The organism is Aquimarina brevivitae (assembly GCF_004216895.1).
Lineage (GTDB): Bacteria > Bacteroidota > Bacteroidia > Flavobacteriales > Flavobacteriaceae > Aquimarina > Aquimarina brevivitae.
In genome coordinates, this window is record NZ_SGXE01000001.1 from 764,354 (window position 1) to 788,403 (window position 24,050).

General features: G+C 34.1%; 21 protein-coding genes. All 21 read right to left on the reverse strand.

Annotated features, from left to right (window positions below; genetic code table 11):
* Positions 1 to 22 precede the first annotated feature (22 nt).
* Entirely contained in the window at positions 23 to 886 is an 864-nt protein-coding gene (locus EV197_RS03085) for a thiopeptide-type bacteriocin biosynthesis protein (protein WP_130285270.1), read from the reverse strand.
* Positions 876 to 3,059 carry a lantibiotic dehydratase family protein gene (locus tag EV197_RS03090; protein ID WP_165388986.1) on the reverse strand — a complete coding sequence of 728 codons (2,184 nt, stop codon included), beginning with the start codon at positions 3,057 to 3,059 and terminating at the stop codon, positions 876 to 878. The genes EV197_RS03085 and EV197_RS03090 overlap by 11 nt, the downstream gene beginning before the upstream one ends.
* A gap of 110 nt (positions 3,060 to 3,169) precedes the next feature.
* Positions 3,170 to 3,655, reverse strand: a complete 486-nt coding sequence (locus tag EV197_RS03095; RefSeq protein ID WP_130285272.1) for a hypothetical protein — start codon at positions 3,653 to 3,655, stop codon at positions 3,170 to 3,172.
* 123 nt (positions 3,656 to 3,778) lie between these two features.
* On the reverse strand, positions 3,779 to 4,963 hold the full coding sequence (locus EV197_RS03100) for a hypothetical protein (RefSeq protein ID WP_130285273.1): 1,185 nt from the start codon (positions 4,961 to 4,963) through the stop codon (positions 3,779 to 3,781).
* Between the two features lie 72 nt (positions 4,964 to 5,035).
* A complete protein-coding gene (gene lanM, locus EV197_RS03105) occupies positions 5,036 to 6,595 on the reverse strand; it encodes a type 2 lanthipeptide synthetase LanM (RefSeq protein WP_130285274.1) in 1,560 nt (519 codons plus the stop codon).
* Positions 6,596 to 6,707: 112 nt separating this feature from the next.
* Entirely contained in the window at positions 6,708 to 6,887 is a 180-nt protein-coding gene (locus EV197_RS03110; RefSeq protein WP_242610684.1) for a hypothetical protein, read from the reverse strand.
* A 107-nt stretch (positions 6,888 to 6,994) separates the two neighbouring features.
* Positions 6,995 to 7,351, reverse strand: coding sequence for a class IIb bacteriocin, lactobin A/cerein 7B family (locus EV197_RS03115; protein ID WP_130285275.1), 357 nt, complete (start codon positions 7,349 to 7,351; stop codon positions 6,995 to 6,997).
* A gap of 30 nt (positions 7,352 to 7,381) precedes the next feature.
* Positions 7,382 to 7,723, reverse strand: coding sequence for a class IIb bacteriocin, lactobin A/cerein 7B family (locus EV197_RS03120; RefSeq protein ID WP_130285276.1), 342 nt, complete (start codon positions 7,721 to 7,723; stop codon positions 7,382 to 7,384).
* Between the two features lie 89 nt (positions 7,724 to 7,812).
* A complete protein-coding gene (locus tag EV197_RS03125) occupies positions 7,813 to 8,163 on the reverse strand; it encodes an NHLP leader peptide family RiPP precursor (protein WP_130285277.1) in 351 nt (116 codons plus the stop codon).
* 40 nt (positions 8,164 to 8,203) lie between these two features.
* Positions 8,204 to 8,554, reverse strand: coding sequence for an NHLP leader peptide family RiPP precursor (locus EV197_RS03130; RefSeq protein WP_130285278.1), 351 nt, complete (start codon positions 8,552 to 8,554; stop codon positions 8,204 to 8,206).
* Positions 8,555 to 8,668: 114 nt separating this feature from the next.
* Positions 8,669 to 8,869, reverse strand: a complete 201-nt coding sequence (locus tag EV197_RS03135) for a bacteriocin (RefSeq protein ID WP_130285279.1) — start codon at positions 8,867 to 8,869, stop codon at positions 8,669 to 8,671.
* A 145-nt stretch (positions 8,870 to 9,014) separates the two neighbouring features.
* Positions 9,015 to 11,018: an adenylate/guanylate cyclase domain-containing protein gene (locus tag EV197_RS03140; protein ID WP_130285280.1), complete on the reverse strand. Its 2,004-nt coding sequence runs from the start codon at positions 11,016 to 11,018 to the stop codon at positions 9,015 to 9,017.
* A gap of 48 nt (positions 11,019 to 11,066) precedes the next feature.
* Positions 11,067 to 11,360 carry a TOMM propeptide domain-containing protein gene (locus tag EV197_RS03145; protein WP_130285281.1) on the reverse strand — a complete coding sequence of 98 codons (294 nt, stop codon included), beginning with the start codon at positions 11,358 to 11,360 and terminating at the stop codon, positions 11,067 to 11,069.
* A 121-nt stretch (positions 11,361 to 11,481) separates the two neighbouring features.
* Entirely contained in the window at positions 11,482 to 13,629 is a 2,148-nt protein-coding gene (locus tag EV197_RS03150; RefSeq protein WP_130285282.1) for an adenylate/guanylate cyclase domain-containing protein, read from the reverse strand.
* Positions 13,626 to 14,777, reverse strand: a complete 1,152-nt coding sequence (locus EV197_RS03155; RefSeq protein ID WP_130285283.1) for a DUF7005 family protein — start codon at positions 14,775 to 14,777, stop codon at positions 13,626 to 13,628. Before EV197_RS03155 ends, EV197_RS03150 begins: the two co-directional genes overlap by 4 nt.
* Positions 14,778 to 14,790: 13 nt before the next feature.
* Positions 14,791 to 17,703 (reverse strand): NHLP bacteriocin export ABC transporter permease/ATPase subunit, encoded by a 2,913-nt coding sequence (locus EV197_RS03160; protein ID WP_130285284.1) that lies wholly within the window; start codon positions 17,701 to 17,703, stop codon positions 14,791 to 14,793.
* Positions 17,704 to 17,713: 10 nt separating this feature from the next.
* On the reverse strand, positions 17,714 to 19,942 hold the full coding sequence (locus tag EV197_RS03165; protein ID WP_130285285.1) for an NHLP family bacteriocin export ABC transporter peptidase/permease/ATPase subunit: 2,229 nt from the start codon (positions 19,940 to 19,942) through the stop codon (positions 17,714 to 17,716).
* Positions 19,943 to 19,959: 17 nt separating this feature from the next.
* Positions 19,960 to 21,222 (reverse strand): NHLP bacteriocin system secretion protein, encoded by a 1,263-nt coding sequence (locus tag EV197_RS03170; protein WP_130285286.1) that lies wholly within the window; start codon positions 21,220 to 21,222, stop codon positions 19,960 to 19,962.
* A gap of 21 nt (positions 21,223 to 21,243) precedes the next feature.
* Positions 21,244 to 22,824, reverse strand: a complete 1,581-nt coding sequence (locus tag EV197_RS03175; RefSeq protein ID WP_130285287.1) for a TolC family protein — start codon at positions 22,822 to 22,824, stop codon at positions 21,244 to 21,246.
* A gap of 10 nt (positions 22,825 to 22,834) precedes the next feature.
* Positions 22,835 to 23,347: a cyclic nucleotide-binding domain-containing protein gene (locus EV197_RS03180; protein ID WP_130285288.1), complete on the reverse strand. Its 513-nt coding sequence runs from the start codon at positions 23,345 to 23,347 to the stop codon at positions 22,835 to 22,837.
* Positions 23,348 to 23,634: 287 nt separating this feature from the next.
* A complete protein-coding gene (locus tag EV197_RS03185) occupies positions 23,635 to 24,012 on the reverse strand; it encodes an NHLP leader peptide family RiPP precursor (RefSeq protein ID WP_130285289.1) in 378 nt (125 codons plus the stop codon).
* Between the last annotated feature and the right edge of the window lie 38 nt (positions 24,013 to 24,050).

Sequence of the window (24,050 nt, forward strand, 5' to 3'; positions counted from 1 at the left end):
ATTTCGAAACACAAAATTTACATTAAGTTTTCTTTGAAGTGTACTTCAAAGATTTGTAATGTTTTAGCAAGAAGTCATAGCAAACCAATTCAAAAAAACGTTGCTTTGACCTAAAAGCCCTATTGACCAACATATGCACATAGCTTGCTAATAAACTATCTTTAGCTTGCGTATTGGGCTTTTCAAGATATGCCTTACAATCATCAATGGCGTGTACCGTGTTTTCACTTTTAGTGCGCAGTAGATTGTCCAGTGGTGCTAATTCTACAACTTGTGTGGTCAAAAATTCGGTAAATGCTGTGTTATGTGCTCTGTATTTTTTATCCAGTTGTTTAGTCAATTGTTTGTTGCCTTTGAATTCACGCCAAAAAGCATCACGATTCGTGCTGGCAAATTTGATTTTCTCCTCTAAACGATACGAAAAATCATTTAATAGCGTGTCAATAGCCTTTAGTATGAAGTTAAAATACAAGGCATCGTCCTCTACTAAACCCATGGCTTGTACGAGCATATTACTTTCGTGATAAAAAAGCGTTTCAGAAGTTTCGATATTTTCTGCACCGTAGCGTTCTAATTCTCTATTATAAGTGTCTGTTTGAATTTTATAAATGATATCTTCTTCAAGATAGGGTGACATAGCATTTTGAAATCCAATCATTAGGTCTCCGAGCCTATTGATATCTGCTAACAAAAACCGAACGCGTAAATGAAAATCCGGGTCAGTATACCGAATAAAAAACCATTTGTTGATGATACCTTGTTTAACTAATTGCTGTGCAAAAGGTAAAATCGAATCCGTTAATACACGATCAGAGGTTCTGGCTCCACAGTATATTTTGTAATATACCCACTCTTGTCCTGGTATATATATTCTTTTAGTTGTCATACTGCTTCAATTTTTCTTGATTGTAGAAGCTGATTACAATTTGATTGGAAAATCCTTTGTTATTTTGAGTAACTAAGCTGTCTTCAGTAAACAAAAACTCTTCAAGTATAATTTGTTTTTTGTGTTTAATGGTATCCAACCACATTTTTATGGACAAAAGGTTTTTAAAATCAATTAGTAAGGTATTATCCCCTTCCACTAACTGTGCTAGGTTAGGAATGTTTAGTTCAGTACTCCAATCAGTGATTGATGCTATAAGATCTTCATCGGATAATTTTAAGAACGCTTTTATGTTTTTTTGAGGAATTATCCATCGCGCTTTAGCGAGTATAAAATCTTTATAAATGACTCTGGGTAAAAAGGGTCGTTTTTGTAATATAGGACCCCAGCTAAAGGCAAGTCCTGATCGTAGGTTCTGATGTTGTAAATCACATAAAAAATGGTAAATAGGTAAGGATTTAGCACTGTAATTATGCGCATTACTCAGTCGTGGTAGTATCCGTTTGTTTAGTTTTTTGGAACGCAGTATGATGGTATTACCTCGTACAGCAATCATTAGATCTTCAATTGGGATTTGTTTTGTATTCGCTACGCTAGACTTGCCCAAGTAGGGAATCTCATATGCTCTAAGATTCGCTCTGCGAATGACATTTCCTGTTCTGGATTCTGGGAGATGAATAATTTCCGCGAGGATACTATCAGGATTCATGTGTTGTTCTTTCTCCGTAATGTCTCGTACTAAACTGTAGATATCATCAGCACCAGTGGTAAAACGCCCTAATAAATTGGCCGCAGAGGACCCTCCGATAGATTCACATACCATTTTTTCTTCTCCATTTATAGTTACCAGTTCTGTCATCGTAGCCATAGTATCGGGTAGATCAGACCAGTCTGCTTCAAAATCAATCAGGTCTTCATCGGTTAACTCCAAAATTAGGTCTGCATCTTCGAGTTTTTTATATAATAATTCGTGAAATAAATTGGCCTGATACTGCTCACTAGTTGAAGGTGAAAAAGGAATATTAAGCCCCTGAAGAAAAGGAGTAGAATCCGATGCCTCCTGGTGCTGTAAATACCCGATTCCAATTTCGGTATCTAGGGCAGTCGTAAGTGGAACCTCTCTGGTTTCATACCGCTTGGTAAATGCCGAACGAAATCGGTCTATGTTTTTATCTTTAGAAGGGAATGTGATCTTATTTAATGCTGTAAGTAACCGCTGCGTTTTATATCCCCATTTTTGATCTAGTTGGTTGTTGATCGCTTTAGGGTAAAGATCGGCTTGAAATAAAAACTTTGGTTCGTAATCAATGCCTTTATCGGTAATGATTTTATTTGTTGTCAAATATTTTTCAATTGGATTTCCTATGGTACTGTCTATATCCTGTATAGCGCCATTGAGATCTTTTATAAAAGTTACATACGCATCCGTACCTTCTAACTGGTTAAGCGTGGTCTGTATTTGCATTAAAAAATCCTCACCAGTTAAGGTGGGTTCTAATTGACTTACCAAAATTTGATTATCGATGAGTTGGTCGATAAACTGCAATGCATCGTCTAAGGTAATCTCATCATCAACCAATAAGTCCGCCAATTCATTTACAGTAGTACCATTTTGTGCATTTTCAATAATTTTTTGCAGGTAGGGAGTGTGCGTAACAGCTTCGAGCGAATGCTCCCTACGATTGTGCTTGGTATAGGTGTATTCTACATAGCGATATTGGTCTCCGATTTTGTATAAACTATTGTTGGGATACCAGTGTAATTGCTTTTTAATATCTGGCTCTTTGGCCAATTGTTGTGCCCAGGCTACTACAAAATGCATATCGAATCGTGTTTGTCGATTATACCCCTTTACAGTAGCAAGTTTTAGGCTAGTTTCTTTAGAAAATTGTCCAACCGAACAGCCTGCGAACAGTCCAAAGGGGGTGCAACGATTGGTGATTCTAAGGATATACTTTAGTAAAGCATAACGCAATGATGCGTTCAATTTGTTTTGATCTAACCCCTTTTCAACTTCAGCATATAACTCAGGAGATGCTAAGTATAACGCTTCTTTAAAAACAGGATGCTGCCAATAGGTTTCGATGGTATGTTCAAGGGAACGATCTAATGGTAATGTAGGAGTTCGTAATACGTAAGAAGGGAAAAACGAATATGGGTTATTAGATTTCAAAATTAGCCTTTGTGAAAATAAAAATGGTTAACAGTGTGAAGCCGCAGTTTACAATTTTTTTTTAAAGGCTGCTAATTTTTATTTTGCCAAAATACAGTTACAAAAGGCATTTAAAAATTTAAAATAGCAAAACTTCCGGTAGCTGGATCCTTTTTTAAGGGATGGTATTCTGATAGATATCGTAACATGTAGGATTCTTCCGGTTTGTTTTTAAAAACATCTTTTAGATTAGGCTTGTTTAATTTAATGGCTTCGAGCGGATTGTATTTTGACTTAAAATAGTAAGAACTGAAAATTTTCCATTTCGGTAGATAACGATTATGTTCTCTATAAATATGAAGTTTATGATTACAGCCGACAAGTTCACAAAAGTTACCATTTGGCAGGATACTTATCTGAAACGGATCAATATCGATATCTCCGGCAAAGGGAGTCGTTTCCATTAATGCGTTATTATCATCAATATGTATAGGATTAGAGGCGTAGAATAAAAAGGTCTCTAATTTAGAAAGTATATCAAAGGCTTGTGCTTTATCGAGCCCGTAGAATTGCTTAACTATTTTTAAAAGAGTTTTATTGGTGTTTTTATATTTCATAGCATATTTCCGTATTGTGTTGTTACAAATGTATTATGCTAAGGGAATGTGTTTCTGACAAAAAATCGGTTAAAAGGGACCGTTTATTAAATAGGTTGTAATTTTTTAAAATTTTACTCTGGTTTAATTAATCGCATAGTCAATTACTTCTTTCATATCAAAAGTGGACATCGTATTTTCTATTTCGATTCGCAATTTTTCGATCATTTTATCATCTACTAATCTGCTTTGTTCAAATTGGTTTACTTTTTCAATAAAAATGTCCCAGTAATTGGGATTATCATCTGGATGAGGTATATGACCAGAAACACCTAGTTGTTGCAATCGTTGTGCTATATCTTCGCGATCATAGCATTGTGTTCCTATTGTTAATGAGGCTTTACCATTCATTATTGGGTAATGATACATACCAGAACCACATTGATGAAATACTAAATCTGATATACTGCATATGTAATGTAAAGGAAGAAGTTTATTAAAAAATACTGAATCTGGATAGGATTGATTAATTTCAGTATTGCAGGTTGTAATCACTGCATATCCTCTTTCTACAAAATGCTTAATAAAACTAGCAATAGGTGTTTTATCGACAGTACCAGTGGTAATAAATACGATTGGCTTATTTTTGTTGATCCTTAAAAAGCTATTAAGCCGAGTTGATAAACTTTTTGAAGGCTTGTCCATAACAATTAAAGGACCAGAGTAAAAATAGGAATCTTTATCTGCAATGTTATAAGGTAAACACTCTATTGATGGAATACCTGGAATTATTTTGACTTTTGGTTTATTATAGTTTTTGAGAAATTCAGAATCACTATTAATTGATCTTTCTGAGTTTAAATTATTTGTTATTGTAAAAACATCGGATTTATCGGTAAACCCTCCTTTTTGCAAAGAATGTACGTGCAATTGATTTCTATACTTTTTATCGATAGATCTAAAAATACCGGTGCGCTGTATTGAAATTCTTGGTATACCTTTTTTTTCAGCAATCAATGGGGAACTCGTTGCAGTATCTTCAATAATTAGATCTGGTTGAACTTTTTGGAATGCTTCCTCTTGCTTTGTTAAAAGATATTTTCTCATAAGCTCTTGGTCCTCTGTAAATAACAAGGAATCTTTTCCATCAAAATAATCCATTGAAACACATTCTACTCCCTGGTGTCTAAGAAAGTTTTGTAGATTATTACTTACAAAAAATTGATTTTTTATTTGCTTATCTTTTTTAATGTACTTATGGTGTAATACATAAAGAGGGATTAAATGAGAAAGTCCGCCAGCAAAATAAGGGATATTTAAAATGTTCATTTGATTCGTATTAGTTAACTATTTTAATAACAACAGATAAAAAAATTCTATTAAGAAAAATTATACAAAGCACTACTTTAACATTTTTATTGCCAACCAATTATGGATATATTCAATTTGCTCATTTTTATGCTTTGTTGATAAACTAGCAATTCGATTTTTTATATTTTCAATACAATTATTTTTGAAAATTTGAACTTCTTTTACTTCTCCTAGATGATAATCTTTACTATTCAAATCAAATAATGGAATATCCCCGTTTAGCATTTGTTCCATTTCAAAATTTAATATGAATTTATATGCTTTTGCACTTTCTTTTTTATAGGCCTTTGACATCAAATTATATAATTTGGTGTTATAGGTTTCAAAACTTGTAAGAAATTCTGGTTTACGCATATATTTTAATATTCTGAAATAGATAAATGTTGGTCTCCAAACATAGCGAATGGTATTATTGTCAAAAAAAGTTAAAGGTGAATCAGAGCCTAATAATTCCTCTTTAGCATTTATGAATGAATCATATGCTGAGGAGAAACCCTTAATAAAATCATCCTTGAATTTATTAGTAAAAACAGGGGCTTCTTTTAAAATAGGTATATTGTTTTTTATGTGTTTATTAGTTATAAAGCGGGTTGTTCTTTTAGAATCAATGGTGTTATGATTGGTAAACCTGGCTTCGTAACTTATACTTTCGATGTTACCTTCTATACCAAACCCTACACATTCTAAAAGAGCTCCAGTATCTCTATTGACGATAAGCATGCTTTCTAAGGTAGAGAAATAAGGAATTTTATGTTGTCCGTCCCAGGTGCGAATGGAGTGATCGTTAAGCACTGGTTGTATAATGGTTTCGTGATCAATTAGTACTGGATTTTTACCTGAAGCAATCACATTTTCACTATGGCAGTCTTTACTTCCTAATAATAAAGTGACTGCTAGGAGAATACCTGCCTTATGGTAATATTCTTTTAGCTCTTCCTTACACTCCACGGCTTGATAAGCAACAAATTCTAACCAGCCATAATGATCTCTACTTAGGCATTTAATTGTTTTTAGCGTTACATCAAGTTTTTTGTTGATCCATTCAATAAATGAATTGTAAGCGATTGAGGTTTCTATATTCCTTGGTTTGTATATAAGTTTTGATCCATCATCTAAGGTTATTAATGCTGTACTTTCACCTCCGTGTCCATCACCAAGACTCGTATCGATATCTTTGATGAATAAGGTACCATTGTTTTTTAAATCAAAAGTTTCAACAAGTACGTTAATATCGTTATAAAAATTCGTATATATTTTTTGAATATGTGCTGCATAATTGTTGACAATTCTTTTAAGAATATGGTCAAGGACTGGATATTTATAAGCTAAGGATAAACTAGTTATTTCAACAAAAGTGTCATATGAATTATTTCCATCAGCAATAAAATTCTCTAATTCATTTTGCAAAGCTATCTCCGCAGCATCACTTAATTCGTGCAAGAGAGAATACTGTAACTTGTCTTTTAATTCCAATGAGTGACACCTGTTTTCGATAATATCTAAGAAATATGTAGTGTAAGGTAGAATTATATCAATATAGGGAATAGTGTCAAACTTAGCTTTTGACGAACTAGTGGTAGAATTATTCATATAGGTAACGTTTAATAACCTTTGCAAAGCAAAGATTTATAAGACAAGAAGTACAATGCGAAAAAAAAAGTCAGATAGTTGATCTTTATTTAAATCATCATAAAAAGAAAAACTACTTGGCTTTTTTCTTTTTAAACAGTAGAAACAAGGAAACAATAAAAACTATGATATAAACGATATCTAACCATAAATTCTTAAAGGTTAGCGTGTTAAAATTAAAATCTTTAAATATCGCCACACCTAAAATAATTGCTATAATAAGTAATGGAAAACTTAAATATTTTTTATTCATAATTTTTTTCTTAGAAGTTTCTAAATGTAACAAAAAATCTTGAATAACAGCCACTCGAAAATTTTTGAGTGGCTGTTATTAAGAAATTTATATTCTCGATTGGAGTATTAGTCGTTGATATACTCATCAACAAGCCAGCATACCCCAACTCCAACTGCAACACCTGCCACGTAAGTAACAGTAGGTGTAATACCACCAGCTACTTGCTCAAGTTGTTCTTCAGTTAATTCCAACTCGTCCATATTTGGTTTTGCAGGAAGGTTGATGTATACTACATCTTCACTAGTTTGATCTGTTACCACAACTTTTTTACCCTTAAGATCTGACAAATCTTTTCCTGTAAACTCTTCAATGGTTGCAACTGGATCGTTGATTAATCTGTTTTTAAATTCTTCACTTTCCCACGCTTTTTGGGTTAAACTTTGTAAGAATTCTGCTCCTTTTTCTTGTTTCTCTAAATTCATGATTATTGTTTTTTGATTAATGATATTTATTTAGTCTGATGATGTAGCGGCGTATACAGCAACTCCTGCCATAAATCCATATCCAAATGCTATGAAAGTTGGTGTAATACCTCCTGCAACCATTTCTAATTGCTCTTCGGTAAGCTGTAAGCTATCTACATCAATTTTTCTTGGGATATTTAAATAGATTTTTGAGTCGTCTGATTGATCTTCTACTACTAGCTTCTCACCTTCTGGGATATTGATTTTTTGACCAATTTCAGCTTCTATAGTTTCAACTGGATTTGCAATTAAGTTTCTTTTAAAATCTGCATCGTTCCAAGCTCTTTCAATTACTTGAGCGTGTAACTGTTCTTCACGTGTTAATTCCATGATTTTGAATTGTTTTGATTAATGAATTAGTTTAATTTTTTGTGTCCTTATTTAACTCTTTACTGAATGAAGTATTTGATTAGTAAGACTTATTTAGGTCTATCTTCACCCGCTGGTATTGGAAAGCAATCGATTATAGGTAAGGTTAATTCACCAAAATCTATTATAGTTCCAACTCCGCCAGAAACCGCCTCAAGTTGCTCCTCGTTAAGCTCCATGTCATCTATACCTGGATTGGTAGGAATGTTTAGAAAAAGTTTAGAGGTGTCTGTTTGATCTCGTACTACAATTTGTTTACCTTCAGGAATATCCAATTCAATACCGCTAAAATTTTTGATTGCTTGTTTAGGATTGTTGATTAGCTCCTTTTTGAAGCTTTCATCATCCTGAGCTTTGGCGATTAAATTGTAAATCAAATTTTGTTGTTCTTCAAGTCTCATAAGGCGATTTTTAATGTTTTTGATTGATGATGATTATTGTTTATATAAATGGATCATCTATAGGAAATGTTGGAAAACATCCTTCTGGTGGGAATTTAGGTAAGATCAATTGATTATGTATTGAAGTACCCCCTGCAACGGCTTCTAATTGTTCTTCATTTAATTCCACATCATCTACCTCTTGTTTTACAGGAATGTTTATAAATAAAGTGCTATCATCACTTTGATCTCGTACTACTAGAGTTTTTCCTTCAGCTAAATTTAATTTAGCTCCGGTTAAGTTTTCAATTGTTGCTACTGGATTTGCCATCAACTCTTGCTTAAAAGCGGCATCTTCCCAAGCTTTTTCAATCACTGATTGAAATAATTGTTGTTCTTTAGTAAGTTCCATAATTAATTTGTTTAAGATTATTATTGTTATGAATTTCTTGAGGTAAAACTAGTTGGATATTAGTTGATAAAATTGCCAAAAAACCTGACGTTTTTGGTTTTCTACGTAATTTTTCTAATCACCAAATAAATCATCTACAGTGTCTACAATTTTTTGTGCGGCCAGTGATGCAAAAAGTCCAAGTTGAATTTCCCAGGCACCAGTGAAGCCTCCAGTAACTTTTCTAAGCTCCTTGTCATTTAGTACTGCATTCTCAAGTAACTCCTTATTAAGGTTACTTAATTTTTGATTGTTGATGTTTTTGTTGTTTTTCATAATGTTTTTGATTTAAATAGTTAATCATTAAAAAGCTTTGTAAAAAACTCTTTAGTAGTTGATTTTTAGTTTTTTAAAAGTAAATCGATTACATCTGAGAAATTTGCCAAAAGAACTGACAATTAGTATGTTAAAGAGGGGAGTGCTAAACTAATTCCTTTTTTCGATTAGTGTAGGTAAGTGGCACACTGGCTTTTCTGGCAACAAAATACATTTCCATCCCTCCTTTACCCTTCACACTAATCTTTCCTCTATGTTCAAAGGTAAAGTTGGGATCGTACATTACCATTTGATAGGTGTTTTCGCTAATATTAACCTTACCTACTTCACTATTACTTTCCATACGGCTGGCAATATTTACGGTATCTCCCCAGACATCATACTGAAATTTCTTTACGCCAACAATACCTGCAACTATTGGACCTACGTGTATACCAACACGCATCTCAAACGCTGGTTTTTTTAGCGATTTGTTTTCAATATTTCTTTTTACCATAAATTCTTGCATTTCTAATCCGGCCAGGATTGTTTTCTTAACCGCTGTTGCATCTGGTTTTGGTAATCCCCCTGCAGCCATATACGCATCACCAATGGTTTTTATTTTTTCAATTCCGTATTTTTCCATAATGGCATCAAAAGCTTTGAAACAGGCATTTATTTCTTGTACCAGTGCTTTGGGACTAAGCTTTGATGCAGTCTCTGTAAAAGACTTAAAGTCTGTAAAAAGGATGGAGGCTTTTTCAAAGTCCTGCGCGTCGACATAGCCTTTTTCTTTTAATTCGTCTGCAACTTCCACAGGTAAAATATTGTGTAACAAATGTTCTGAGCGATCTTTTTCAAGTTGTAATATAGCCTTTGATTTTTTGACATAGTTTAAGCGACTAAAAATGGCAACTGCGATAAGTATTGCAAAACAAACAGCAATGATAAAGATATTGCGTTGGGTTTCTTTTCGCTTGACTTCTTCACGATGCTTTAATTTAAGAACTCTTTCTTTTTCTGCAGTAGCAATACTGTCTAAAAGTTGCTCGCGTTCAAACTCCATACTTAGTAGTTTATCAGAGGTTGTTTTGAGATTTAAGCTATCTTTTAAAACATAATGTTGTTCATTAAAAAGCAATGCTTTTATAGGATTGTTAGCTTTTTTATAGGCAAGGTATAAACATTCGCAAGCCTCTTTTTGTTGAGATATTGAGCTAATTGTTTTTGCAATATTTAGTCCTTTTTCGCATAGTTGGATAGCCTGTTGCAAGAATCCTTTTTTATGTTGTATTTGCCCCAGAGCAATAAGTGCAGAGCTCTGGTGTCTACTACTTTTAACTTTTTTAGCAATAGTTAAGGATTGTTGGTAGTGTAAGGATGATTTTTTTAAATTTTGCTGGGCTTCAAACAACTTACCTAAGTTAAAAAGCACCTCAGCCTCGGTTTGCTTTACGTCATTATCTTTGGCAAGTTGTAATGATTTTTCTAAGTAGTGTAATGCTTTCGTATAGTTTTTTGTTTTAAGTTCTATATCTCCTAAACTACTTAGTACTAATGAAAGCGATTTATTATTGGCAGTTTTTAGATAAATATTTTCTGCTTTGACGTAATATTGTTTTGCTTTGGTATATTCTTTTAGAATTAAATAGATATTACCAATGTTTTGGGTAGTACCAGCTGCTTTTGCTTCATTATTCAATTCTTCGTGTAATTTTAATGCGATTTTATAATGGTCTAATGCCTTTGAATAGTTGCCGAGGTAATAGTGTATAGCACCTTTGTTGTTGGTTGAAGATGCCATGCCATTTTTAAAATTGGCTTTTTTATAAAAAGAGTTACTGTTTTCAAAATTTGCTAGGGCATCATAATAACTGCCTTGATAAAAGTAGATGGTGGCAATTTGATTAAAACAATCAGCAATGGATTTATCGATATTTATAGTCTGTGCTTCCGACAACCCTTTTTTTACTAAAAGCATAGCGCTCGAATAATTCCCCTTTTTGACTTCTGCCTTGCTTGCAGTAATTAAGCTATCAATAACTTCTTTTTTGGTTTCCACCTGTTGATGTTGACCTAAAAAAGTTGCTGATAAAAAAAGAAAAAAGAGAAACAATATGCTATTTTGCTTCTCTTTTTTTAGATAGGGTATGTTTGTAATTACATTCACTATATTTTAGTTTTATTAATTGCGAGCAAAACTTTGTAATTCATTAGTTTACTCTTGAATTATGGCGCCAGGATCCCCTCCTCCTGAAATAAAATCAAGCTGCTCTTCATTCAATTCCATATCTTCAATAGATGGTGTAGCAGGAATTTCAATTTCTATTGTTGAATTATCTGCAGGGTTCGTTAATACTAAGATTTTACGTTCAGTTAGCTTCAATTGCTCGCCCGTAAAATTTTCTATAGTTGGTACGGGTTGATTTATTAGTTTTTCCTTAAATGAAGAATCATTCATTGCTTTTTTGGCAATTTTCTGAAACAATTCTTCTACTTTGCGTGACTCCATTGTTTTTTGTTTTTAAGTAATTATTTGATTAAATATAAATTTTTATTCACTGTTAAAATTGTCATTTGTACTGACAAAACTTATGAATTGCTTGGGTGATTCGTCTATATTCTTAGCGTTATTATCCTGCAGGGATTGTTTTTTTTATGAAGGCTTCACAGCGTTTTATAAAAAGTTGGGTCGGACCATCTTGTGGCTGAAGGTCATACGCTTTTTTAAAGTTTTGTGATGCTTTTTCATAATACTTATTTTTATATGCCTTTAATCCAGCAGAAAAATAAGTGTTAAAGTCAGCAATGTCCTTACTTAATGCTTTTGTTTTGCGACTGTATACTGTATAGATCTTAACAGGAATTTGTTTCCCTTTGACCTGTAGTGTATCAATTTCTCTACAGTGAAAGCTTGATTTTACCTGGTTGTAGGTTTCTTCGCATATTAAAAGATCTACATTGTATATTTTGGTAGCACTTTCTAATCGGGCAGCAAGGTTTACAGCATCGCCAATCACGGTATATTCAAACCGCTTTTCAGATCCTACATTACCGGAAACTACATTGCCGGTACTAATGCCAATTCCTATATTTAGGATAGGTTGCTTTTCATTTTTTACATTAAGTTTCCTCAACATTTCAAACATATCCAACGCACTATGGATCGCGTTTGCAGGATCTTTTTGACCTGGATAAGGAATACCAAAAACCGCCATAATAGCATCTCCTATAAACTTGTCTAAAATTCCGTCGTATTTATAAACGGAAGTGATCATTGCATTGAAATACTTATTGAGTAATTCTACGATTTGTATAGCCCCTAGTTCCTCGGTTAAAGAAGTGAAATTTCGGATATCAGAAAATAAAATAGTAGATTTTCCATATTTACCCTTTAACATGGATAATTCATCTTTATTGATTACCTCATTAACCAAATGGTTAGGAATATATCTACTAAGGTTAGCACGAATTCTTTTTTCTTTAGAAATGTCTTGAAACACCTGAATAGCTCCGATGATATTTCCATTTAGATCCTGCATAGGCAGCACACTTAAATTAACAACTACATTTTTGGATGCGATTGTTTGTATCTCAATCTCGTCTTGATATTCTTTTTTACCAGTTGATATCGTATTTATATAATGCTTAAATAATGGGCTCAGCGAAGTGTGAAGTTCTTTAACGTGTTTATTAATAACATTTTCTGAACTATCCAAACCAAACATAGTATAAAAAGTCTGGTTGACCGTTTTAATGTGTCCGGATAGATCTACAGTAACTATAGCGTTGTCAAGATTTTGTACTAAAACATCTAAGTAATTTTTTACGTTATGAACTTCGTCAAATAGTTTAGCATTTTCAATGGCAATACGTATTTGACTAGCAAACCCCTGAAGTATGGACAGGTCTCTTTTATCAAAGTTTCCATCAAGCTTATTAATGACTTGAATTACCCCTAAGATTTCATTGTTTGCCTGAAACACCGGAACGCTTAATATAGACCGGGTAGTATATCCGGTTTTTTTATCAATAGCAGGGTTAAACAATGGGTTGCTGTATGGCTCATTAACAATAAGCGCTTTTTTCTCTTTGGCTACCTGGGCTACAATACCCTTTTTGGTTCTCACTACCTTTTTCTCAAGTCCTTTGGCATAAACGGTCCAAAGCTCTCCTGTGGTATGATCCATAAAAAATAGCGAGCTGCGGTCAGCTCCGGTAATCTCTGCAGCCTTTGCCATAATTAAAGGTATTAAGCTGTCTAATTCTAGTTCAGACGAAATAGCCCCAAATACATCCAGGAGTGTAGAAAAGTTGTTTTTTAGTTGTTCACTGGCGTGATATAATTGTTTGTTTTTTATGACTAAAGATAATGTAGAGGCAAACCCCTGTAATATCTTTAAATCTTTTAAGTCAAACGCTCCTTTTTTCTTATTAATACATTGAATTACGCCAATACACTTCTCTGATTTGTTGTACACAGGAACGCTTATGATAGATCTAGTGATAAACTGTAATTGTTTATCAGAGGAGTTGTCAAATGCCTTACTCTGCTTAGTATTGTTAACTATTTGATATTTACCTGTGCTAAACGTTTTACCAACCACTCCTTTATGAGATGGTATCGAAATCACGATGTTGTCTATGCCCTGTGCAACAAAGCTCTCCAAGGTTTGTTTTTGCGCATTGTATAAAAATATTGAGCTTCTTTCTGCATCCAATGCATTCGAAATATTTCCCAGGATATCCTGAACCTCTTGTAATAACCTTTCGTTCTTCATACTTGATTATAAGTTAGATGGTGAAGTTTTTCATAAGTTGACTGTAGTAGCTTTGGTCCTCGGTTAGACGATAAAGCTATCAGGTCTGTTGAACATAAGGTTTTAAGAACTCGGATCATTTCTTTATCAGAAAGATCTGTGCCTAAGGTTTGGTCAAAGGCGGATAAATTATCTATGGCATTTTTTAGTAAAGTTTGAAGAATTTCAAATGCTTTATCGGACAAGGGTGGAATCCCGAGGTAATTTTCCAGACGAGCACCTTTTCTATAGTTGGGATATTCTTCTAAGCCAATAAACTGTAAAAGCCATTGTTTTTTAAAGGAACCAATACTTCTACGAATACCATAATAGTCCGCTATTAGTTCATCGTGCATATTATTGGCCATAGTTCCATACTCTTTAAGAGTAAACAAGTGAAAGCATTCGTGGTATAGCCGTATATTAATAGAGTGTGTTATCCATTCTTTTTCTTTTAGGTTAAACGCTTCTGCTTTACAATTACTATATGGTTTGGTACTTAATACAATTACTTTATCTTTATAAAGATCTGTTTTAGGGACAATATGTTTTTTAAAATAGTGCCCCCAGCTCCCTGTTAAGTTTGTTGTTTCCCACTCACGTTTTAATTCAACAATACGTTTCCAATTGATGATACCTTTAATCATAGCTGCCCCCATGGAATCTGGAATTTTTACCGGTTCATTTTTATGACATAAGGCACGAATAACTGTCTTAAAGTCTTCGCTATCGGGTACGGTTACAATGGAAACCTTACCTCCTATACTCTGGTATGTAGAAAGCTTAAGTTGTTCAGGTGCATTTAATTGTAATCCAGTCGCTATTGAAAGGCTTTCAACCGGAATCCCTTTTAGCGTAGCATCCTTGTATTCAGGATGTTTGGAAATATTTTTTTGTATAGGAAAATGAAACTTTACCCAATTGGATTTTAAATGTTTAAAAACTGATGTTGTTTTTTTTATATCTAACCCAATATTTGACTCCGACAGCAATTCTTTACAGTTGTTAGAACCATAATTACGATCATCTTGGATAAACTTGTTATGTGTATACCTAACTAATTCATCAATAATATTATTATCATTGGTGTATGTTTTTAAAACATCATATGTATTGATTTTTATACACATATTAATTTAGCTATTAAGCATTAGCAATTTGTCTTTTTGCAAGGTTATAGAATACCCCTCTTTGATCCATTAATTCATCATAGTTTCCAGCTTCTACAATTGTACCCTTATCCATTACAAATATTTTGTCTGCGTTTACCACAGTACTTAAACGATGTGCAATTACAATGCGCGTAGCTTGTAACTTATCCAAGCTCTCTGATACTATGTTTTGCGTTCTATTATCTAAAGCACTGGTCGCTTCATCCATAAATAGTAATCTTGGTTTATGCGCAATAGCTCTGGCAATCATAAGACGCTGTCGTTGTCCACCAGAAAAGGTTCCAGCTCCTTCACTAATAAATGTGTGCATTTCCATAGGCATTTGCTTAATATCGTCTTCCATACCAGCCATTCGGGCTGCTTCCCAGGCATCTTCTAAGGTTAATTCAGAGTTTCCAACGATATTTTTGTAAATACTTCCAGACATTAAAGCACCATTTTGTAGTACTACACCGATTTGTCTTCTTACCAGATCTTTATTCATAGCATCAAAAGCTTGTCCATCATAATATATAGATCCAACTTCAGGTTCTTCAAAACCTAATAATAATCGCATTACGGTGGATTTACCGCTTCCTGAAGTTCCGACAAAGGCTACCATTTCTCCTGGTTTGATATGAAATGAAATATCATTAAGTATCAGTGGTTGTTCACTGTGATATCTAAATGAGACAGAGTTCATCTCAATTTCACCAGATAACTCACCAGGATCTGTAGTTCCTTCCGTTGACTCTGTTTCTTCATTGAGTATAGGTTTAACTCGTTCATATAGACTTACCATATTTAAGGAGGAAATTAAGGCCATACTCATTTTTAAACAGTCATTTAAGAATTGATTGAAAGCACTTATGAACGCCATGAATGCACCAACAGAGAGCATGGTCGTTGCTGTGGTTGCATTGATAACCGTGTAGTAAATGAATGAGAAAAAGAAAATATTGGTTACCAAAGGATAGGAACCATTAAATGTCTCTACAAAGTTTTGGTAGCTTCCGGATTTAAACCCTAAATATTTCAATTTAGAAAAACGGTCCGCCCATAGGGTAAATACTCTTCGTTCTGCACCAGTTATTCTAATTTTTGTAATACCAGATAAGAATTCGAATAAAAAACCTTGAATTTCTCCTTGATGATCGGAGATTTCTCGGTCATATTTTAATTTTAACCAGCCTAATCCTGTTATGACCACTACTGCTAATAAGGCTAAACCAACACCGATCCATGCTAAACTAGATTCATAATAAAACAAAAGACCTAAATTCACTACAGAAAATGCTCCGCTTAATATGGTCATCAAAACGGTGTTGGATAAGATTTGCCTTATACTATTTATACTTAGTGCTCGATTCGTAAGATCTCCTGATGTATATTTTTTGTAAAAGGTCACAGGTAACCTCAATAAATGATCCATAACACCGGCCTGTAGATTGATACTGGATTTTGTTTCCACACGTAATTGAAGCACTCCGCGTATTAATTGTAATCCAGCTGTTACAACCCCAACCATAACCATAATAATAAAGACTTCAACTAACATTGATCGATCTGCAGTAGGGATTACATCATCAAAAAGAACTCCAGACAATACGGGTACTAATAACCCCAATATACTGCCCGATAAAGCAGCTAGAAGCAAAAATCGGCCATCATTTTTTAATCCTTTTAAGGCAAATCCCAATATTTTTTTAATAGAATTCATACTGCCGGTAAATCCGTAAAAGAACATATAGCTAATTGGATCCAATTGGTTCGCTATCTCTGACGTAACCGGTATTTCTTCACCTGTTGTAGGGTTTTTTAATATGTATTTTTGATTGCTTTTTTGAATTAAAGCAACAGGTGTTTTTTCATCTTTTAAAAAACCAAGTAAGTGTCCATTTTCCTCTTTCCACCAAGTACCTCTTAAAATAATTTTACGAGCTCTAACATTTGATGCCTGTGCTATTGAAAATAATTGATTTGTAGTATTGGTATTAAAATCATCTGTAAAAGATGGTGGCTTAAAGTCAAATCCTATTTCGTTACCAATAAATTGACAAGCTTTAAATAAAGGATTATCACTACTTTTTTCAGTAAACGATACATCAATATGTTTTTTAGGATCTCCACTGACAATAGACTTTAATTTTTGTAGTGATGAGGTTAATCGTTCATCTTCTAGCTTTACTTTTTGTTTAATTCTTTCATGTAAGTTATTTCTTTGTGTTTCGTCCTTATACAGTAGTTTAGAATAGAAAAAATTCTGTAGCTCTTGTAATGATAACATAAAGAAAATTTCATCTTCTAACACCTTTATAGTGTCCATTACCATTACGTTTGCTTTTTTATCAGTTGTTTTGATCCAAAGATTGCTAGAAACAACAAAAGGGTATTTTTTCTCGCTTTGATCTTCTGCTAGTGAACCGTTAAATTTTAGTACTTCTCCTTCTTCAACAATACACCATTTTAATCCTTTTGATGGGTAAGCAATTTTACTTTTTTCAATAAGAACCGAGCTGTTGTGGTCTAATGTCTCATAAACTCTAGGCGCATTATGATTGAGTAATGCAAAAGATGTTTTTAATATCCACTTATCAATTAATTGTTGTAAAAAGATTTTATTGATATCAAATAGCTTATTCTTGTTGATAGCTAGCAAGCTTGCTTTAGGGCTACTAAGAATAAACCTCATATCTTCAGATTGCTCAGTGGTAATCAAATTAAAGATGAGTTCGCCTTGTTTTGCTCTGTAAAAATGTTGAAGATTGGTTTTATATGAACCATCATAAGCAACTCGGGTATAATATATATCTACTTCTCCTGAGGTCACCATCCAAAATCTATCGAATTCATTTAGAACCATAGATTTATTAACTCCTAACTGTATTTTCTCTTTTTCGAACATAGTAGTAGATTTATTTTGCGTCGATTAGTTTTGTATACACACCATTAAGGTTAATAAGTTCCTGGTGTGATCCTCGTTCTACAATTTTTCCATATTCCATTACAATGATTTCATCACAATCTAATATGGTACTTAGTCTATGTGCTACAATCAGACAAGTAGCACCTCTTCTTTTAATGTTATCCATAACCATTTTTTCTGACTTAGGATCTAATGCACTAGTTGCTTCGTCCATTATTAAAATAGAAGGATTTAATGATAGTGCTCTGGCAATTTCTAGGCGTTGTCGTTGACCACCGCTAAAGTTAGCGCCTCGCTCCATGACCTCGCTATCATAGGCATTCGCTCGGGATGCAATGACATCGTGTATGGCCGCGTCTCTTGCTGATTGTATGATGTCGTGTTCAGGTATTCGATCATCCCAAAAGGAGATGTTTTCCTTAATATTTCCTTTAAACATCAGTACTTCTTGGTCAATAACGGCTAAGGACTCGGTGAGAACGTGTCTGGGGATTTTTTTTCTGGGTCGACCATCAAATAATACCTCACCACTCCAGGGCTGAAAAAGACCAGAAGCTAATTTGGCAACAGTAGACTTACCACTTCCTGAACCGCCCACTAAAGCAACTCGGCTACCGGGTTTCAATGTTAAATTGAAATCTTCAATTAAAGCAGGCATAGTTGTATTGTACCCAAAGGTGATGTTTTTCATTTCAAAGTATCCCGTAAGCTTATCAGCTATAGGTACGTTATCAATCGCTTTTTGTAGCTCTTCACTTGAGGGAACATTATTGTCTTCAATTAACTCATCTACTGCTTGCTCTACATCAAATTCCTCTGAGGTTTCATAATTCAATACATCATCAATTTTATTCATATCCCCTTCAGTTTCTTGTAATGTACTACCCACAGTTACCAATTGGTTTACTGGCCGCATAAAGTTGTTCATTAGATATAGAAAGGCTACCAGCATTCCTAGCGTCATTTGTCCATCCATAACACGAACGGCACCAAAGACCATTATGATTGTTGTAGTAAGGGACATTAATAGAGGAGGAATTACATTGAGTCTTGTAGTTAACCAACCTAGCTCTTGTTGTGCATTCATTACTTTGGCTAAGTATCCGGTCCAGGTAGTAAAGAAATCACTTTCTCTACCTGAGGCTTTTAGGGTTTCGATCATACTAATACCAGAGGTTGTAGTACCTAATAATTTTCCACTTTCATTGACCATTCTTCGATTACCATCCTTGCGTGCTCTCGATACTAATTGTAGCGCTACAATATTAATTGCAGCCATAGTAATTCCAATAAGTGTTAATAAGACATCATAGGAAAACATTAACATAGCATAGAAAACTACCACAATTACATTTAGCGCTGCATTGGCAAGATCTCCACTAAGCAATCTGGCTACTTTGTCATTTAAACTTACTCTACTGGCAACTTCGCCACTGTATCGTTGCGTAAAAAACGCTATAGGTAAATGAAAGATATGCCATAAAAATTTACTTGATGTGGTTAAGGCTAGTTTGGTTTCTAATCGCAGCAGGTAGTATTGTTGTAAATAAGTCAATACCGCATTAACTATTAAAATACATCCCATTATCAATAATAATGGCATTACAAATCCACTTACTCCATTAACCAGGTATTTATCTATAAATATTTTGGTAAATGAGGGTATTACAAGTCCAGGAATGACCAAAAATAAGCTTGCCAAAATAATGTAAGTTAGGCTTAATTTAGAATTAGAAATTCTCGATCCTAATGAAGCCATCAATCCTTTTTTCTCATTTCCTTTTATGAAATGTTCATCCGGTTCAAGTATCAATACCACACCGGTATAGGCATCATCGAATTCGTCGTGACTAACATGATATCTACCCTGTGCTGGATCGGATAGGTATACTTTGTTTTTCGAAAACCCTTCGAGCACTAAAAAGTGATTGAAGTTCCAAAATATTATGGCAGGAACCTTCATTTCTTTGAGTTTATCTAAAGATTTGGCATATCCTTTTGCTTTTAAACCAAATTCTCTTGCTGCTTTTAAAACATTGGTGGCCTTTAGCCCATCTCTAGAGACACCACAGGCAATTCTTAACTTTTCAAGCGGAACAAATTTTCCGTGGTATCCTAGGATAATACTCAATGCAGCTGCTCCACACTCTACGGCTTCCATCTGCAATACCGTAGGGGTTTTAACTGGTTTTATTTTTATGTCTTTCTTTTCGCTCATTTTTCCTGGTCTTTTGTTTAGTATAGATCGAAGAATTTCTTCAAGGCGGGTACAACGATAGTTGCAGGAGGTTCTTTATCCACCGTTATTTTACCCATACAAGATGTTCCTTCGTTAATGGCTATTTGAGGGCCTTCTGCTGAAGTCCATTTAAAACCACTGGGAGAATTAGGATCTTTTTCAAATTCTACATAAACCTCGAAAGGTGCTCCCATAGAAAGTAAACTTCTAACCAATTGATCATTTTTTACCGAAGTCATCATTCCTTGTTGAGTAACAGGAAAATCAGATACGTAGGTTACTTTTCCTTTCATAAAACCGTATTCTTGTGGTTGTACTGTCGAAGGAACGACTAAAGCTTCCATGCCTACTTTTATCTTTTTACCATCTTGTGAGGGGATATAAAGTACCCCATGTAGTTTATCACCGGTAATGCTATTTTGGTTTTTAAGTTTAAATAAAGGAGTTCCCTGACCGACAACGATACCTTTGTCAGTAAGTAATTCTACTACCTGACCGCTATATGAACTTCGGATATTGGTTTGAATATCATAGCGTTCTTCAAGGTGTTTTTGTCTTCTTACAGTTTCGGCTATGCGCTGTTTACTAATGTTAATACGTTGTTCTAAATCAAATCCAAGATTCAATTTTTGGCTAGAGGTTTGTACACGCTGTGCTTTTAAGCTTTCAATACTATTTTTTGCGCTTTCAATTTGCTGTTCAGTGTTCATAATTTGAGACCGTGTGATTAGTCCTTTTTCTAGCAGATCATTTTCTGTTTGTAATTGATTCTTTAAAAAGTTTAAATTCTTTTTATTAGTCTCTATTTGTAAATCGATGCTGGTGCGCTGTTGTTCTATGAACTCAGTTTGCAGACGTGTATCTTGATTACCGAAGGATAATAATTGCTCTAATTCAAGTTTACGCTCTTTTAAAGTTGCTTTGACTGCTTCAATTTCTTGTTGTAGTTCTGGTTGTTCAATTACGGCAACAACATCTCCTTCTTGTATCTCTTGACCTATGTTTACTTTAAGATCTACTAATTGTCCTTGAGAGGTAGAAACGACTTCGTGTATTTCTCCACCGAGTAAAACTCCTGTTACATTTAGTTTGGTTTTAACCGTGCCTAAAAAGGCCCATCCAATACCTGTACATAATAAAAGGGCAATAGTTGTTAATGCAATCCAGGCTTTAGGTCCTGTGATTTTAATCAGTTGATCTAACTTCTCTGGTGTGGAAAGCTTTTCTAATGCTGCTTTTCTAAAAAATCCTGCTGCCATGACTATATGTTTTTATGATAATTAATTGTTGATGTTATTTGGAATGTTGTAAAAAATGGTTTTATCAATAGTTGATATTGTACGATCTTCATCTATATTGATTAATGTGCCGGTTTCATATCGTAGATTGGCTATAGAAGAAGCAAACTGTTGCTGAGCTTGTAAATAATCGCGTTGTGCAAAAGTCAACCGTTCCTGAAATAGAATAAGATTCAATAAGGTAGTCAATCCATTCTGAAACTTTATTTGCTCATTCTTAAATACATTTTGCGAATAGTCCAAGGTTTCTTTAGCCTTTGTCAAGGTCAATACGTTATTTTTAAGGTTATTGACAGCAATGCTGACATTTAGGTTAATATTACGCAGTAAGTTATCATAGGCAATTTCTTGATCCTCTAAAGCCGTTTTACTAATAATGTAATTACCACGAGCCAGGTTGTTGTTTACTGGAAATGCAAAGTTTAAGCGTACCCCCACACCATAATTTCTACCCTCGCGATCACTAAAAGCATTAAAAGCCTGGTTTAATCCATTACCGGTATTTAATCCTCCATAAGAGGCAAATCCAGTTAGATCCAGTTGAGGTTTCAGTTCATTATTTGCTAAATGAAGTCTTAATTCTAATGCCTCTTTAATATTGTCAAAAGCAGTAAGATCCTTTCTGTTTTCCTTGGCTAACGCAAGCATTTGTTGGGTACTCAAGTTTTCAGTAAAGCCTGAGCCATCAATAGTAGGAAAAGAGTTAATCGGGTCACCAATATTCTTACTTTCTTCGTCACTTAATCCAATTGCCCTGCCCAGATTTAATTTTGCATTGTAAAAATTTTGTGTCGCTAATGTTGTTAGCCGCTCTTGATTTGCTAAATCCGCTTGAATTTGTACTAGGTCTCCAGCAGGTTTTTTGTCAGCCTTTACTAGTTCTTCTGTAATATTCAATACGTTTCTTACACGAGCTTCGTTTTCTTTGAAGATTTTTAAGTTTTCAAAAGCTGCAAGATATTGCCAATAGGAATTAGCGGTTTGTAGTAACTCAAAAGAAGTGTTTAATTCAAAATTATTCTCGCTACTTTCTACCTCTAATTTAGAGCCTTCTTCTAGCGCTGTATTGACTTTATATCCACCGCCTCTAAATAAGGGTTGTGTTAATGAAAATGTAGCGCCTACAGTGTGGTCAGATACATCAGGGCCGGTATTGATATTTAGCTGATTAAACGGAAAATTATTAGAAATCTGATCATAATCTAAACTTACTGAGGCTAACAATCCAAACCTAAACTTTCGTTGTACTCCTAACGAAAAACTTGAACTGTTAGTAGCAATGGCATCATCATCAAATAAACTCGTTCTGGGATCAGCTGCAAAGAGATAACTTTTATTGTTGGACAAGGAAAGACTAGAGAATAAATTAAAATCAAATGCACTACGTTGTACGCGTACGTTTCCTGTAGCATTTTGAATAACCAATTCATTTCTTTGGATTAATGGACTTTTATCCAACGTTAATTTAGTCAATTCTACTAAGTCTCCACTGAATTGATTTTGACAATAACTATTAATAGCGCTAAGAAACACTACACTAAAAAAGACTATCTTTTGGTTCATAGATTAAGTATTATACTTCTGAAAATTTGTTTAGTATTTGACTAAAACGAGCACCTGCCTGGGCTACACCATCTAATACATTGGTGTCTATCATATCTTCTTCATCAGGAGATTCAAACCCTAATTTATTGGTCGTTTTTCGAAGCCTGTTGGATAAAAACAATGCCAGGGAGTAGTAAAAGTTGGATCTAAATTCAAGATCCGTATCTAGCTTTTCATTCATTACGGCCCTGGAAATACTGTATACTACGGTTTCTTCTGCAGCTATCACAGAAACAGAAGGAGCACGGGATTCCAAAAAGGACATTTCTCCTACAATTTCGCCCGGACCGATGGCTGCAATTTCTTGTTTTCCATCAGTTATAGAAAGTTTACCAGATAGGATGATATATATGTTTTCTATTTCTTCACCCTTACTGATCAGCTCTTCGTGATTTTTCAGGTTTTTCTTGCTTCCATTATGGATCATCCATTCAATGTCCAAATCCGTTAAGTGTCCTAATAGAAAGAGTACTTTTTTCATGTTGTTATGTTTTTAAGTTGTAAGGATCATTGTTACTAATTTCTAGTAAGCTAAGATATTTGACTAGCCTTATGTAAAACTGCCATCTACTCAGCCAGAACTGACAATTCGGTGGTGTAGAAACAAAAAAGCGATTGCATTATTGGCACAATCGCTTTATGACAGAAACTTTAAGATATATCTTACTGTTAACAAGCTTCTGAGATACAAATCAAACGTGTCAACAATTCACGCTACTCTTGTATACTATTTATTCTTTCTTTTATAGGCTTTATGATATATGTTTATTAATTACCACCAATGCTTTCTCCTAAACTAACACCAAACGCTACTGCAGAGGCAATCGCTCCAGCAATCCATTCTTCAACTGGCCCAACTGCTTGCATTGTGCCACCACCTGATACCATATCTAGTTGATCCTCACTTAACTCCAGGTCATCAATATTTGGTTTCTTGGGGATGTTTATATACGTTGTATTATCATCGGTTTGATCAATAACTACAATGTTTTCCGTATCGATTTTAAGGGCTCCTTTGGTGTGTTTTGTAATTACTTCCATAGGGTTATTAATTAAAGATTGTTTAAAGTTTTCATCTTCCCATGCCTTGGCAATTATATCTACCAGATACTGGTTTACTTTTTGTTGATTTTGTGAAAGTTCCATAATGATATGTTTATTAATTTATTGCAAATTACTTAGGT

Excerpts from the sequence above, each read along its gene's own strand:
- EV197_RS03085 (WP_130285270.1), bottom strand. The coding sequence starts at position 886 with ATGACAACTAAAAGAATATATATACCAGGACAAGAGTGGGTATATTAC.
- EV197_RS03095 (WP_130285272.1), bottom strand. The coding sequence starts at position 3,655 with ATGAAATATAAAAACACCAATAAAACTCTTTTAAAAATAGTTAAGCAA.
- EV197_RS03100 (WP_130285273.1), bottom strand. The coding sequence starts at position 4,963 with ATGAACATTTTAAATATCCCTTATTTTGCTGGCGGACTTTCTCATTTA.
- lanM (WP_130285274.1), bottom strand. The coding sequence starts at position 6,595 with ATGAATAATTCTACCACTAGTTCGTCAAAAGCTAAGTTTGACACTATT.
- EV197_RS03110 (WP_242610684.1), bottom strand. The coding sequence starts at position 6,887 with ATGAATAAAAAATATTTAAGTTTTCCATTACTTATTATAGCAATTATT.
- EV197_RS03115 (WP_130285275.1), bottom strand. The coding sequence starts at position 7,351 with ATGAATTTAGAGAAACAAGAAAAAGGAGCAGAATTCTTACAAAGTTTA.
- EV197_RS03120 (WP_130285276.1), bottom strand. The coding sequence starts at position 7,723 with ATGGAATTAACACGTGAAGAACAGTTACACGCTCAAGTAATTGAAAGA.
- EV197_RS03125 (WP_130285277.1), bottom strand. The coding sequence starts at position 8,163 with ATGAGACTTGAAGAACAACAAAATTTGATTTACAATTTAATCGCCAAA.
- EV197_RS03130 (WP_130285278.1), bottom strand. The coding sequence starts at position 8,554 with ATGGAACTTACTAAAGAACAACAATTATTTCAATCAGTGATTGAAAAA.
- EV197_RS03135 (WP_130285279.1), bottom strand. The coding sequence starts at position 8,869 with ATGAAAAACAACAAAAACATCAACAATCAAAAATTAAGTAACCTTAAT.
- EV197_RS03145 (WP_130285281.1), bottom strand. The coding sequence starts at position 11,360 with ATGGAGTCACGCAAAGTAGAAGAATTGTTTCAGAAAATTGCCAAAAAA.
- EV197_RS03150 (WP_130285282.1), bottom strand. The coding sequence starts at position 13,629 with ATGAAGAACGAAAGGTTATTACAAGAGGTTCAGGATATCCTGGGAAAT.
- EV197_RS03155 (WP_130285283.1), bottom strand. The coding sequence starts at position 14,777 with ATGTGTATAAAAATCAATACATATGATGTTTTAAAAACATACACCAAT.
- EV197_RS03160 (WP_130285284.1), bottom strand. The coding sequence starts at position 17,703 with ATGTTCGAAAAAGAGAAAATACAGTTAGGAGTTAATAAATCTATGGTT.
- EV197_RS03165 (WP_130285285.1), bottom strand. The coding sequence starts at position 19,942 with ATGAGCGAAAAGAAAGACATAAAAATAAAACCAGTTAAAACCCCTACG.
- EV197_RS03170 (WP_130285286.1), bottom strand. The coding sequence starts at position 21,222 with ATGGCAGCAGGATTTTTTAGAAAAGCAGCATTAGAAAAGCTTTCCACA.
- EV197_RS03175 (WP_130285287.1), bottom strand. The coding sequence starts at position 22,824 with ATGAACCAAAAGATAGTCTTTTTTAGTGTAGTGTTTCTTAGCGCTATT.
- EV197_RS03180 (WP_130285288.1), bottom strand. The coding sequence starts at position 23,347 with ATGAAAAAAGTACTCTTTCTATTAGGACACTTAACGGATTTGGACATT.
- EV197_RS03185 (WP_130285289.1), bottom strand. The coding sequence starts at position 24,012 with ATGGAACTTTCACAAAATCAACAAAAAGTAAACCAGTATCTGGTAGAT.